This is a genomic window from Micavibrio aeruginosavorus, from assembly GCF_051245535.1.
In the GTDB taxonomy this organism is placed as follows: domain Bacteria; phylum Pseudomonadota; class Alphaproteobacteria; order Micavibrionales; family Micavibrionaceae; genus Micavibrio; species Micavibrio aeruginosavorus_D.
On record NZ_CP195303.1, the window covers coordinates 1,131,403 to 1,144,835 of the forward strand.

General features: G+C 56.4%; 14 protein-coding genes. 11 read left to right on the top strand and 3 right to left on the bottom strand.

All coding sequences use genetic code 11. From position 1 onward, the window contains the following. Window positions 1-107 precede the first annotated feature (107 nt). From ACSC94_RS05515 to ACSC94_RS05540, 6 genes are all read left to right on the top strand, one after another. Window positions 108-857: an electron transfer flavoprotein subunit beta/FixA family protein gene (locus ACSC94_RS05515; RefSeq protein WP_435642045.1), complete on the top strand. Its 750-nt coding sequence runs from the start codon at window positions 108-110 to the stop codon at window positions 855-857. A 61-nt stretch (window positions 858-918) separates the two neighbouring features. Beyond that, entirely contained in the window at window positions 919-1,854 is a 936-nt protein-coding gene (locus ACSC94_RS05520; protein WP_435642046.1) for an electron transfer flavoprotein subunit alpha/FixB family protein, read from the top strand. A 204-nt stretch (window positions 1,855-2,058) separates the two neighbouring features. After that, window positions 2,059-2,922 carry a GNAT family N-acetyltransferase gene (locus ACSC94_RS05525; protein ID WP_435642047.1) on the top strand — a complete coding sequence of 288 codons (864 nt, stop codon included), beginning with the start codon at window positions 2,059-2,061 and terminating at the stop codon, window positions 2,920-2,922. A 14-nt stretch (window positions 2,923-2,936) separates the two neighbouring features. Continuing rightward, window positions 2,937-3,764: a lysophospholipid acyltransferase family protein gene (locus tag ACSC94_RS05530; protein ID WP_435642048.1), complete on the top strand. Its 828-nt coding sequence runs from the start codon at window positions 2,937-2,939 to the stop codon at window positions 3,762-3,764. Window positions 3,765-3,815: 51 nt separating this feature from the next. Further along, on the top strand, window positions 3,816-4,055 hold the full coding sequence (locus tag ACSC94_RS05535; RefSeq protein ID WP_435642049.1) for a DUF3126 family protein: 240 nt from the start codon (window positions 3,816-3,818) through the stop codon (window positions 4,053-4,055). Between the two features lie 209 nt (window positions 4,056-4,264). Then, entirely contained in the window at window positions 4,265-5,134 is an 870-nt protein-coding gene (locus ACSC94_RS05540; protein ID WP_435642050.1) for a hypothetical protein, read from the top strand. 16 nt (window positions 5,135-5,150) lie between these two features. Here the strand turns inward: ACSC94_RS05540 and ACSC94_RS05545 are convergent, their stop codons facing one another. Beyond that, complete coding sequence (locus ACSC94_RS05545) at window positions 5,151-5,519, bottom strand: hypothetical protein (protein ID WP_435642051.1); 369 nt, start codon at window positions 5,517-5,519, stop codon at window positions 5,151-5,153. Window positions 5,520-5,670: 151 nt separating this feature from the next. Between ACSC94_RS05545 and ACSC94_RS05550 the strand changes: the two genes are divergently transcribed. From ACSC94_RS05550 to ACSC94_RS05565, 4 genes are read left to right on the top strand one after another with little or no spacing between them, the layout of a single operon-like run. Further along, window positions 5,671-5,853, top strand: coding sequence for a hypothetical protein (locus ACSC94_RS05550; protein ID WP_435642052.1), 183 nt, complete (start codon window positions 5,671-5,673; stop codon window positions 5,851-5,853). Continuing rightward, window positions 5,829-7,118 (top strand): 3-deoxy-D-manno-octulosonic acid transferase, encoded by a 1,290-nt coding sequence (locus ACSC94_RS05555; protein ID WP_435642053.1) that lies wholly within the window; start codon window positions 5,829-5,831, stop codon window positions 7,116-7,118. Before ACSC94_RS05550 ends, ACSC94_RS05555 begins: the two co-directional genes overlap by 25 nt. Further along, complete coding sequence (gene lpxK / locus ACSC94_RS05560) at window positions 7,119-8,105, top strand: tetraacyldisaccharide 4'-kinase (RefSeq protein WP_435642054.1); 987 nt, start codon at window positions 7,119-7,121, stop codon at window positions 8,103-8,105. It abuts the gene before it with no gap. Continuing rightward, on the top strand, window positions 8,102-9,007 hold the full coding sequence (locus ACSC94_RS05565) for a lysophospholipid acyltransferase family protein (RefSeq protein WP_435642055.1): 906 nt from the start codon (window positions 8,102-8,104) through the stop codon (window positions 9,005-9,007). Before lpxK ends, ACSC94_RS05565 begins: the two co-directional genes overlap by 4 nt. Here ACSC94_RS05565 and ACSC94_RS05570 read toward each other — a convergent pair whose 3' ends face one another. Then, window positions 9,008-10,108 (bottom strand): hypothetical protein, encoded by a 1,101-nt coding sequence (locus ACSC94_RS05570; RefSeq protein WP_435642056.1) that lies wholly within the window; start codon window positions 10,106-10,108, stop codon window positions 9,008-9,010. It abuts the gene before it with no gap. 197 nt (window positions 10,109-10,305) lie between these two features. Here ACSC94_RS05570 and ACSC94_RS05575 point away from each other — a divergent pair, with 197 nt between their 5' ends. Beyond that, window positions 10,306-11,697 carry a class II 3-deoxy-7-phosphoheptulonate synthase gene (locus tag ACSC94_RS05575; protein WP_435642057.1) on the top strand — a complete coding sequence of 464 codons (1,392 nt, stop codon included), beginning with the start codon at window positions 10,306-10,308 and terminating at the stop codon, window positions 11,695-11,697. A 125-nt stretch (window positions 11,698-11,822) separates the two neighbouring features. Here ACSC94_RS05575 and pncB read toward each other — a convergent pair whose 3' ends face one another. Next, on the bottom strand, window positions 11,823-13,406 hold the full coding sequence (gene pncB, locus ACSC94_RS05580) for a nicotinate phosphoribosyltransferase (protein WP_435642058.1): 1,584 nt from the start codon (window positions 13,404-13,406) through the stop codon (window positions 11,823-11,825). Between the last annotated feature and the right edge of the window lie 27 nt (window positions 13,407-13,433).

Consider the following 13,433-nt stretch of genomic DNA (forward strand, 5'->3'; position numbering starts at 1 on the left):
AAGCCCCCTTTAGCCTTGAAACATAAGGCTAAAGCGTTAAAATCCACTCCACAATTTGATTCTGACCAATCGCGAAAGGCCGCGCCGTAAAGCGCCGTGTAAGCACCATGAAAATTCTTGTTCCTGTTAAACGTGTCATCGACGCCTATGTCACCATCCGGGTGAAGGCCGACGGTACGGGCGTTGAAACCGCCAACGTGAAAATGTCGATGAACCCGTTCTGCGAAATCGCGGTGGAAGAAGCCGTGCGCATGAAAGAAGCAGGTAAAGCGACCGAGATCGTGGTCGTGTCCGCTGGCCCGACCAACGTGCAGGAAACCATGCGCACCGCGATGGCCATGGGCGCCGACCGCGGCATTCACATTCAAACGGACGAAGACATTCAACCGCTGGCCATGGCCAAATTGTTGAAAGCCGTTGTTGAGAAAGAACAGCCGGGCCTGGTCCTGATGGGCAAACAGGCGATTGACGGCGACAACAACCAGACGGGCCAGATGCTGGCCGGATTGCTGAACTGGGCGCAAGGCACGTTCGCATCCAAAGTCGAATTGAACGGCGATCACGCGATTGTCACGCGTGAGATTGATGGCGGTCTGGAAACGCTGAAACTGAAAATGCCGTGCGTGGTCACCACCGATTTGCGCCTGAATGAACCGCGCTACGCCGCTTTGCCGAACATTATGAAGGCCAAGAAAAAGCCGCTGGACACCACCACCCCGGCCGATCTGGGCGTCACCATTGAACACAAAGTCAAAACGCTGAAAGTGTCCGAGCCGCCGAAACGCGCCGCCGGGGTAAAGGTCGCCGATGTGGCCGAACTGGTCAGCAAACTGAAAAACGAAGCGAAGGTGCTGTAAGCGCGTCAGCGCGCACAGCATCCTCACGAAAGTGGGGATCCAATCCACAGAGGAATAAAAAATGACCATTCTTGTTGTTGCCGAACACGATAACCAAACGCTGAACCATGCCACGCTCTGCACAATTGCAGCGGCGCAAAAACTGGGCAGTGATATCCACGTGCTGGTCGCAGGATCGGGCAGCGCATCCGTGGCTGACGCCGTATCCAAAGCCGCTGGCGTGACCAAGGTTTTGCATGCCGATGATGCCGCCTATGCCCGCGAGCTGGCCGAAAATATGGCCAACCTGATTGCAAAAATCGGCGGGTCGTACAGCCACATTCTGGCCCCGGCCTCCTTCTTCGGTAAAAACGTCATTCCGCGCGCGGCGGCGTTGCTGGATGTGCAGCAAATATCCGACATCATCGCGATTGAATCCGCCGACACGTTCGTGCGCCCGGTTTACGCGGGCAACGCGCTGGCCACGGTTCAGGTGACGGGGTCCCCCGTTATTGTCACCGTGCGCCCGACCGCATTTGACGCCGTAGCCGAAACAGGTGGCGCGGGTGCAGTTGAGGCGCTGGCCTCGGCTGGTGATTCCGGCCTGTCCTCCTTCGTTGGGCAGGAAGTCACGAAATCCGAACGCCCTGATCTGCAAACCGCGAAGATTGTTATTTCCGGTGGTCGCGGTCTGGGTAGCGGCGAAAACTACGAAAAAATCATCACTCCGCTGGCCGACAAACTGGGCGCGGCGCTTGGCGCATCGCGTGCGGCGGTCGATGCCGGATATGTGCCGAACGATTATCAGGTCGGCCAGACCGGCAAAGTGGTGGCCCCGCAATTATACATCGCCATCGGTATTTCCGGCGCGATCCAGCATTTGGCGGGCATGAAAGATTCCAAAGTCATCGTCGCCATTAACAAAGACGGCGACGCCCCAATCTTCCAGATCGCCGATTACGGTTTGGTCGCCGATTTGTTTGAAGCGGTGCCGGAGTTGGAAAAAGCTCTGGGGTAAAGAAAATTGCGGGGCCATATGGCCCCGTTTTTTTCACCACAAAAACACCAAGGCACAAAGGATTAGAGCGGCATACAGACAGAACCACTCCCGCTCCCTCTAAAAACCACCTGATTATATCATTATGACAACCATTTGCGCTTGACCCCGCCGGGCGTTTGGATATGGTACAACCACCTTGCAATAAAAACAGCGTGTTGGACGATGTCGAACCCTCTTTTAAGTGCTATCGCCGGATCGGACAAAGTGTCCGTGCGCTTGGCAAAAACTCCGGCGGAAATCGAAGCAGCGCAACGTTTGCGCTACAGCATTTTCTATGACGAATTCGGGGCCACCCCGAACGACGCCGTCGCAGCCACAAAACTGGATACCGACAAATATGATCCGATTGCCGATCATATCATCGTTGTTGATACGTCCGGTGACGCAGAAAAAATCGTCGGCACCTATCGCCTGATCCGTCAGGAACCGGCGGATTCAGTTGGCGGTTTTTACACCAGCAACGAATACGACATCAGCGCCCTGCAATCCTGTGGCATGAGCATTCTGGAACTGGGGCGCTCCTGCGTCCTGCCGGATTACCGCACGCGGCCCGTGTTGCAATTGCTGTGGCAAGGCATCGCCAATTACGTGATGGTGGATTATCAAATTGAATTGCTGTTCGGGTGCGCCAGCTTCCACGGCACGGACCCGAGCAAGATTTCGGAACAATTATCCTATCTGTATCACTACCACCTCGCCCCGCCGGGCCTGCGCCCCACGGCGTTGCCGGATCGTTTTGTGAAAATGGATCTGCACCCGAAGGAAAGCCTGAACCCGAAGAAAATTTTCAACGAACTGCCGCCGTTGATCAAAGGGTATCTGCGCGTTGGGTCCATGGTGGGTGACGGTGCGGTCATTGACACACAATTCAACACCGTTGATGTGTGCATCGTTTTGCAAACGCATCTGGTCACCGATCGTTATAAAAAACACTATGAACGCAAAACGGGCCAGAGTATGCCCATCCCCGACGAACTGGCCGGCGAAACCGATGCCGACGCCCAAGCCCTGTTCCGCCGGGATTGAAAGATAAAATCACAATGACCCGCAGCCTGATCGCCGTTACAAAAGCCCTGATGTTCGTACTGTGGTCCTTGCTGGTCGCGCCGCTGCAGGTTGTTTTCCTGTTGTTCAACCGCGGACCTGCGGCCTATATCCTGCCGCATATCTGGCAACGCGGCGTGTGCCGCATTCTGGGCCTGCGTGTTATTGTTGAAGGCACGCCGGATACAACGCGACAAGTGATGTTCGTATCGAACCACCTGTCCTATCTCGACATCCCGGTGATCGCCAGCGTGTTGAAAGCATCTTTCATCGCGAAGAAGGATGTCAGCTCGTGGCCCGTGTTCGGTTTCCTCTCCACCCTGCAACAAACCGCATTCATCAGCCGCGACCGCAAGGATGCGAAGGTTGAGAAAAACAACCTGTCCGCCATGATCGCCGCAGGCAAAAGCCTGATCCTATTCCCGGAAGGCACATCGACCGATGGGTGCGATGTTGTGAAATTTAAATCCAGCCTGTTTTCGCTGGCCGCCGATCCGGCCACGGGCGCATTCCTGCCGGTTCAGCCGATCAGCATTGTCATGGACAATGTCGATGGTCGCGTACCCGGTGCGGGCCCCAATGATGTGCGGGATATGTATGCATGGCATGGTGATATGACCATGGGCCCGCATTTATGGAATTTTGTTAAATCCCGGGGTGCGACCATCCGGCTGGTGTTCCACCCGGTTTTGGACCCACAAGTGTATAACGACCGCAAATTGCTGGCCGATGCCGCATGGAACACCGTGCGCGAAGGCGTCTCGGGCCCGGCTTTGCCATCAACCCCCGCCTCTACACTTGCCGCCGTGGCCGTTGGCGGCTAGGGTAAAACCAGAATAAAACTCCAGAAAAGAACGAAAAAGGACGTAAAAACCATGTCGCAAGCGCAGGCCAAACTGAAACTGACCGGCGAGGAATCCTCGAAAATCCAGAAATTCATGGAAAAAACGCTGAAAACCCCGGGTCTGACCCTGCGCGCCCGCCCGCAAGCCGCCGACTCGGTTGAAGTGCTGGTGGATGGCGAATATATCGGCCTGATCCACAAGGATCTGGATGAAGGCGAAACCTCCTATATCTTCACCATGACCATTCTGGATATCGATCTGGAAGAATAAACCCCGGTTTATCGCGGATTTTGAACGCCCTCGCGCCCGTTTTTCAGTGGCGCCGGGGCGTTTTCCTTTTGCGGGTCCGGCAAATTTGCAAAAGCCCTATCCCTTCAGGTACAATTCTATAATCCCTTTTCGTGGTTTGCGTCATGACAAAACCCGGGGGATTCTGTACACTCAAGGGGCGTGTGACAATAAGAGGGGACGAAGAGCCTATGATCCTGTTTTCCGGGAATAAAAAATCCAAAGTCGGTCCCGTGGTTGCACGTGTGTCCGCACGGTCCGTCCTTCGCTCCGCCCTGACGGTTTGTGGCGCGGCTTTGATTGCCGCGACGATCTCGTCCGCCGCACAGGCCCAGCCCGCGAGCTGCGACCCCGCTTACTGGGAGTCGATGAAACAACGCGGCATGTTGGAAGCCCAACGCGAAGTGCAGCAAAACCAGAATTTGATTTTCAAGGCCGACAGCGTTTTGGAACTCACCTGCTTTGACCGCCAGCTCCAAGCCTTGGCCCAACAGGCCATCAGCCTGTTCAGTGAAACCACACGCTGGGGCGTTATCCTGTCGCCGACATCTATGGACGCCGCGCTGAACAATCTGGTCACCACCGGATTGATGAACTACATCGCCAACAACAGCTTCGCCCACAATTATGGCGGCGGCCGTTTCCCTGGCGACTACACCATGCAATCCGCTTTTGGTGGCAGCACGGTATTCAACTGCAACACCATGGCGCTCGTGTGGGAAGCCGCCAAATGCTATAACTTCGCCGAAGAAAGCAAAGATGGCTTCTTTATGCTGTCAGATTTCGTTGAACCGCGCGTTGGCGTGGGCCACCAAGGCTTCACCTGCTCCGGCGATGGCCGCCTCGGCAACATGCGCAGCGTTGCATCCAACTCCGGCGACCAGTATCAGACGGAAACGTATAACTCCTATGCCGGGTTGTTCGCATCAAATTCCTGTTCCGCGCCGATCCCGACCGGGGTCCGCGTTACACGCGTGAACATGACGCCGTATGATGAACATATCTGTATCAACCCGGGTTGCGCATACAACCTGTCGACCTGTGCGAGCACGGCCCCGTAAGGGACAGATTACAAAATCAGTTGAAGAATTCAGACATCAGCGTTCGGACCTTGGTCTGGACGCTTTTGTTTTGAGGCTGAAGCTCAAGAAACAAACGGATGGTTTGCAAATTGCGACGGCGATCAATCGCCTCGTATCCCGGCTTTACTGGCTCGGGCTTGATATCCGCGGCGGGGTTCCAGGCCTTGGCTCCCGGCGGCAGGGATGGGCGGTCATCGGACATCGGCTGCATCAAATCCAGCAAGGTCCGGTCCCCGATCAACGCCCGCACCCGGGCCAGCAAGGCCGGGTCCAATTGGTCGCGGGTCTGGCGCAATTGCGTCAGGGCATCGTCCAAAACCTGTTTTCGGCGGAGGGAGACAGGATCCATATGGGAATCGGTCACGGCGGAAATCCTTTCCGTTTAGGCGGCTAATCCATTGATTTTCAGCCGATTATGGCCGATTTTTACTGGTCAAAGGGGTGTGTACCCCTTATATCTTCATACCATTACGATACGCCCATTTGCCTAACACAAGGTTAGGGCGTGTCCCCAATTGCAGGATTTTGGCCTGCAAGGCACGATTTTCGAGAACCGCACCGCAGAATACATTGATGTATTTGAGGAGCGGAAGCGCAGAAAAGCGGGGCTTGCAGGCCAAAAGCCAAAAATTGGGGACATGCCCTACAAGGAATTTCCGGGACTTAAAGGACCATGGAACGGATTTACAGGACATTGATGCGGGCCGGGACCCCGGCCTTGCGGCTGTTGCTGGCCACCCGCGTCAAGCGCGGCAAGGAAGACCCCACCCGTTTGAACGAACGGATGGGTGTGGCTGGTCATGCCCGCCCCGCTGGTCCGCTGGTCTGGTTCCATGCCGCCAGTGTTGGCGAAGCGCAATCGACCCTGATCCTCATCACCGCCCTGCTCGACGCGCACCCGGACCTCAACATTCTGGTGACCACGGGCACCGTGACGTCGGCGGAGCTGATGAAGAACCGCCTGCCCTCGCGCGCCATCCACCAATTTTATCCGCTGGATCACCCCATGTGGGTGGAACGGTTTGTCGATCATTGGCAACCCGATCTGGTCCTCTGGATGGAATCTGAACTCTGGCCCAATATGCTGGGCGCGATCCGCGCGCGGCATATTCCCGCCGTTCTGGTCAATGCCCGCCTGTCACCCCGGTCGATGCGCCGTTGGAAAAGTCTGCGCAGCGTGATTACACCGATGCTGTCCACCTTCACCACCATTCTGACGCAGACGGATGAACACGCGGCCAATTACCGCGCATTGGGCGCCACCAACGTCATCAGCACGGACAATCTGAAATTCGCGTCCCTGCCGCTCCCGTATAACGCCACCGATCTGCACGCTCTGAAAGATGCCATTGGCGCGCGGCCCGTCTGGCTGTATGCCAGCACGCATGACGGTGAAGAAGGGTTGGCCTGCACCCTGCATCGCAAGATGTTTGCAGATTTTCCTGAATTGCTGACCATCATCGTGCCGCGCCACCCGGAACGGCGCGATGTCATTGCCACCACGGTCCGTGCGGAACATTTGCGCGTCTGTTTACGCGGTCCGGATAAAAAATTGCCCGGCATGGATGATGACATTTATGTCGCCGATACGTTGGGCGAACTGGGGCTGTTTTACCGCTTGGCCCCCATATCCTGCATCGGCCGATCCTTCAGCCGCGATGGCGGCGGCGGGCACAACCCGGTCGAAGCCGCCCAGTTGGGCTCCGCCGTCATCTACGGCCCGCTGGTGCAAAACCAGCAAACCTTGTATGACGAGATGCGCGATTACGGTGCCGCCATTGCCCTGACCGATACGGCTATGTTTGCCGAAACCTTGCACGATCTGCTGCGCAACCAAAGCCGTTTGATTGAACAGCAAAATCGTGGCCAGCATTTTGCCCGTGAGAAAAATGCCGTTCTGGATCGCGTCATGGCCGCGATTACACCGTTGGTGCCCACACCCAAAAAATCGGATGCGGCATAGATGGCCATGAAAACCCCATCCTTCTGGTACAAGGATACCGCCGATTGGCGCGCGCAGGCCTTGGCCGCGCCATCCGCGTTATATGCCATGGGCCACGCCGTCCATATGGCCACGGCGCGTCCGCAATCAGTATCCGTCCCGGTGATATGCATTGGCAATATCACCGCCGGCGGAGCCGGAAAAACCCCCATCGCCCGCGCCGTTATGCGCCTTATTCAGGAACGCGAACTGGCCAGCAATCCGGCCTTTCTCACCCGTGGGTATGGCGGAACGCAAGCGGGGCCGATCGTGGTGGATACGGCCGCGCATGACGCCACGACTGTGGGTGATGAATCCCTGCTCCTGTCCCGTGATGGCACGACCATTTTATCCCGCAACCGTTATGACGGCGCGCAATTCGCCGTTACAAACGGATTCAACATGATTGTGATGGATGACGGGTTGCACAACACGTCATTGCACCGCGATCTCAATATTCTGGTGATTGATGGCATTCACGGTATCGGCAACGGATTGATGATCCCCGCCGGGCCATTGCGCACGCCGTTGCATGACGGGCTGAACCGCGCCGATATTATCATCATTATCGGCAATGACCGCACCAATATCGCCGCCCGCGTTCCATCCGGAAAACCCATCATTCATGCTCGGCTGGCCGCCGATGCGATGCCGCAACATGGTATGCATCATCACGGGTTCTGCGGCCTTGGCCTGCCCGATAAATTCAAGGGCACGTTGCATGAATCCGGATATCAATTGACCGGATTTACCGCCTTCCCCGACCATCACCCCTACACGCCGGATGATCTGGACCAACTGGTGCATAGAGCCGGGAATGCGCGTTTGATTACGACGGAAAAAGACGCCATGCGCCTGCCCGCTGATTTTGTCGCGCGCCACACGGTTGAAATCCTGCCCGTATCCATTCGCATCAATGACGATGATGCAGACCGTCTGGCCAGCGCGATTGGAGCCATTCACAAATGAAACATCTCCGCTATCTGATCCAGTTTATCGCCATCCTGCCCATTATGGGATTTTTCGCCATTCTGCCCGCCGCCACCGCATCCCGGATCGGTGGCTGGCTGGGGCGCAAGGCGGGGCCGCATCTGGGTGCCAGTAAAAAGGCCATGCGCCATATCCGCATGGCGTTACCGGGCCGTACAGATGATGAGTATGACCGCATCATCACCGGCATGTGGGACAATCTGGGCCGCACATTTGCCGAATACACCCACATCAAAACACTGGCCCGCCAGTGCGCAGTTGTGGACGCCGGCAAAGTGTTGAATATGGAAGGCGAAAGCAACACCGCCGTCATGTTCTCCGGCCATCTGGGGAATTGGGAATTACAGCCGCCCACGATGCTGACCCAATTTGGGTACCGCGCCGATACAATCGTCCGCGCGCCGAACAATCCCTATGTCGGATGGTTTTTGAAACGCCTGCGCGAAATGAATGGCCGCATTCAAACATTGCCGAAATCAAAACAGGGCACGCGCCAATTGGTGCAAACGCTGAAAGATGGCCGGGTCGTCGGCATCCTGATCGACCAGAAATATAACGAGGGTATTGCCATGCCCTTCTTTGGTCATCCCGCCATGACCAGCACGGCCTTCGTCCAACTGGCGCAGAAATTCAAATGTCCGCTGATCCCCACCCGGCTGGAACGCATCAACGAAACGCAATGCCGCCTGACCATTTATGACCCCCTGCCCGTTTTCGACGAGGCGGGCAACCCGCGCAAGGTCGAAGACGTCATCATGGACGCCCACGCCATGCTGGAACGCTGGATCACCGAACGCCCGGATCAATGGATATGGCTGCACCGCCGCTGGATCGATGAATCCCGCGACGCGACCCATGTGGGCACGGATACCGTCAACTAATCAGAATTTTTCAACGCCGTTGGCGATTTCTTCGGCGGCTTGTTCCATGATGGTTTGCATGGCCGGGCCGAACAGGGCTTTGCCCGCCGGGGTCATCATATCGCCGCTGAGCTGTTGCGTCATAAAGGCCAGCAACATCTTTGGCCCCGCCGTCATCACGCCGCGTTCTTCCATGATGGACATGGTTTCAACACGGCTTTGTTCATAGCTGAGCCCTGCCGAAGAGCCGATATCCGCCTCATGCAGCAGCATGGCCATCATCGATAGAGCCGGATTTTCATCGAACCGGCGCAATTTGCCGATCATCATCATGCCGATATCATCCTCGGTCACGTTGCCGACGAAGAAATAATCGAAAATTTTCCGCATCCGCACGCACGGGCTGTTTTCCCCGGCGAAGAAAGTGATGTCGGTGCAAAATACGATGGTTTCAATTTCGGCCAGCAAATCGCGGTCCAGATCCAGTGCCTGAAAATACGGGCGGGCAATATCCACCGCGCGTTGTTCCATGTAACCCGGCGTATAAATGCCATCGCGCATGTTATCGCCACCTTCGTGGCCCAGATCGTGAATGGCGGCGGCAATCAACATCTGGATAATCTGCGCTTCGCTCAGCTTGATGGCTTTTTCATCCTGCACCGACTGGTGCGTCACCATCAAACGGATCACATGGAACATCACTTTGCGGTAATGTTCATTGCCGTGATACAGCAGATTGTTCGGATATTCGGCCAGCAGGGCCGCCGTTAAAACAGACCCCACCCCCGGATGATCGTGGGGAATGTTGAAATGATCAATGGCGTGCGCCACCATGGCCACCATGGATGGCCCGCCCCCTTCATCCGCCCAGCGATTGAAAACGGATGTCGCACGCGCGCCATAGGCAACCAGATCCGGCCCGAACAGCAATTCGGACACATCGGTAATGCGCGCATCGTCGTCAGCATAATTGTCGATGATTGTGTCGAGAACGGCCACCAGATCGTCGGCCCCGAATCCCTTTTCATCACCCTGCACGTCCAGCAAACGCGGACGCAAAGCCTTCAGGGCCGAGGTGGCCCAGTAATTTTGGCGCGGTCGTAAAGCCAGTTCGTGCAGCAAAAAATCGACTTTCTTCTATAAAAATGGCCGTGCACTGAACAAAGGACACGCCACACCCAAAAAAACCTGCTTTTTCAGGGTAATATTAAAGGGTTAAAAAATAAAGGCTTTGCTTGTGATAAGATGGTTTTTCCGGCTATGCTGTTGTGCAAAATAACAAAAAACCTATGTAAATACGGATAGTTAGAGGAAAAATCATGACCAGAACACACTGGACCCCCTCCAGCTGGCGCGACAAGCCCGCCCGCCAATTGCCCGCCTATCCGGATGCTCTGGCCCTGAAACGGGTCGAAGACGCATTGGAGGCCCTGCCCCCGCTGGTCTTCGCCGGGGAAGCCCGCAATTTAACCGCCCAATTGGCCGATGTCGCCGCGGGCCGTGCCTTCCTGCTCCAAGGGGGCGATTGCGCCGAAAGCTTCGCCGAATTCAGCGCCGGGAAAATCCGCGATTCATTCCGTGTGATTTTGCAGATGGCCATTGTCATGACCTTCGCCGCCGGATTGCCGATTGTGAAAGTGGGCCGCATGGCCGGGCAATTCGCCAAACCGCGCAGCGATGATAACGAAACCATTGATGGCGTGACCCTGCCCAGCTATCGCGGCGATAACGTGAATGGGTTTGATTTCACCGCCGCGTCCCGTACACCCGACCCGGACCGCATGATCCGTGCCTATCATCAGGCGGCATCGACGCTAAACCTGCTGCGCGCCTTTGCGCAAGGCGGTTATGCCGATTTAAACCGCGTGCATAAATGGAATCTGGATTTCGTCAAGGACAGCAGCCTCAGTGAACGGTACGAAGATCTGGCGACACGCATCGACCAAGCCCTGACCTTCATGGGCGCATGCGGCATTACGGGCGATAAAGTTCCGACCATTCGCGAAACCAATTTCTACACCTCACACGAGGCTCTGTTACTGCCTTACGAAGAAGCCCTGACCCGTGTGGACAGCACGACGGGCGATTGGTATGCGTGTTCGGCCCATTTCCTGTGGGTTGGCGCGCGCACGAACCAGACCGAAGGGGCGCAGATTGAATATGTGCGCGGCATTGCCAACCCGATCGGGCTGAAATGCCCGCCGGATCTGGACCCGGATACGTTGATCCGCCTGATCGACACACTGAACCCCAACAACGAACCCGGCCGCCTGACCCTGATCGCCCGCATGGGCCATGGCAAAGTGGAAGAAAAACTGACCCCGCTGGTCCGCGCGGTAAAGCGTGAGGGACGCAGCGTCGTCTGGTCCTGTGACCCCATGCACGGCAACACGTTCAAATCATCATCCGGTTACAAAACGCGGAAGTTTGAAAATGTTCTGGGTGAAGTGCGCGAGTTTTTCGGTGTCCACGCGGCGGAAGGCACCCACCCCGGCGGCATTCATCTGGAACTGACCGGGCAAAACGTCACGGAATGCACAGGTGGCGCGCAGGATATTACGGAGGAAAACCTGTCCGACCGTTACCACACCCACTGCGACCCGCGTTTGAACGCGAACCAGGCGTTGGAAATGGCGTTTATGCTGGCCGAGGAATTGAAATCCCTGCGTCTGGCCCCAGCCACGGGCACGATCGCCCACGCGGCGGAGTGAGTTTTTTAAATCCTCCCTATCGTCATACCGGCGAAGGCCGGTATCCAGTGGATGGATCGTATGGATACCGGCCTTCGCCGGTATGACGTGCTGAAAAATCAGTGACTATCTCTCATGCGTGGCGTCTAAACCACGTCCGGGGATCGCAATCGCAAGATCATATCGCGGCGGTTTTGGTACAGCCCCTCTTCAATCCCGACCACGTAGATATGCGGGTTTTTCAAACGGCGGTGCGTGGGGTCCAGCATTTTCAAGCCCTGCGCCGCACGCGCCCGCGCGGCGTGGACATCTTCCAATGCGACAACCATGGCGCCAGCCTGAAAAATCGGCGTGAGTGGACGATAGACGTGGGTTCCCACCGCAAAGTTTTTCCGGCGCGTGTCATCGTCACGACGAATGGAGGTGACCGGCGCAATCAACGCACCATCTGCCACGGGATCTTTCATAAACACCGGAACAATCGTGTCCCCGTTATACCGGGCGGCCTTGTCTCCGTCATACACGACGTAACGCAAGACATCCAATTCCCCGGGAATGGATATTTTAATCGCCTGCTCCGACAATTTAATCACATCGCGCATGAAATTTTTATCCCATTGCGGCATGGACCCGGCCCGCACCTGTGTCCGCACGGCATCAATTTCGGCTTGTGACAAATCGGCCCCGAACACAGCGCCCAATTTATACACCGCGCCCAAGGCCGGTTGCGCCTTGGACGTGGCCAGATTGGTGCCCACGCCCCACATATCGATGCGCCCGCCTTCCTGACGAATGGCCAGAATGGTTTCTTCGTCCAGATCATTCGATGCCACGATTTTCGCATCGGTAAATCCAGCGGCATCCAGTAACGCGCGGGACCGTTTCGACAGATACGCCAGATCGCCTGAATCCAGACGAATGCCCTTCATGGTGATTCCGGCGGATTGGCACGCGGCAATAGCCCGTTTCACGCCCTGCACCGTGTCGTATGTATCGACCAGAAACACGCCGTTATACGGCATGGCGCGGGCATAATCGGCGAAGGATTCAACCTCGTCTTCATACACCATCACCCACGCATGGGCGAAGGTTCCGGTGGAGGGAATGCCATAGGCCAGATCGGCCTGCATGTTCGATGTGCCCGCCACGCCGCCAATCCACGCGGCGCGTGATGGCTCCAACCCGCCAATACATTGCGCCCGGCGCAGGCCAAATTCCAAAATCGGCACGCCATCGGCCACATCCACCAACCGCGCGGCCAACGTGGCGAACAAGGATTGCGAATTGATCGCGTTTAACAAGGCCGCCTCGACCATCAAACATTGCCACAAGGGTCCATGCACCCGCATGATCGGTTCATCGGGGAAGGCCAACTCGCCCTCCGGCATGGCATCGATGCTCAGTTCCAGTTTAGCATCCTTCACCATCGCGATAAAATCGTCGGTGAACAAAGGATGTTCCGCGCCCGTTGTCGGATCAACGACCGTTTTGCGTTTCATCCATTCGATTTCATCCGGTCCGAACCGCCAGCGTTGCAACCATTCAAAAACGATATTCTGCCCCGCCGTGACCAGATAGGCCCCACCGAAGGGATTTTTGCGGATAAAGGCATGGAATGTGGCATTCACATTGTGTTTGCCGTTGGTAAAAAACGCCTGCGCCATGGTCAGGGCATATTGATCCCCCCACAAAACGCTTTGCCGGGCTAAAGGATCTTTGAAATCGGGCATAATGCAATATCCTTACTTAAAACCATG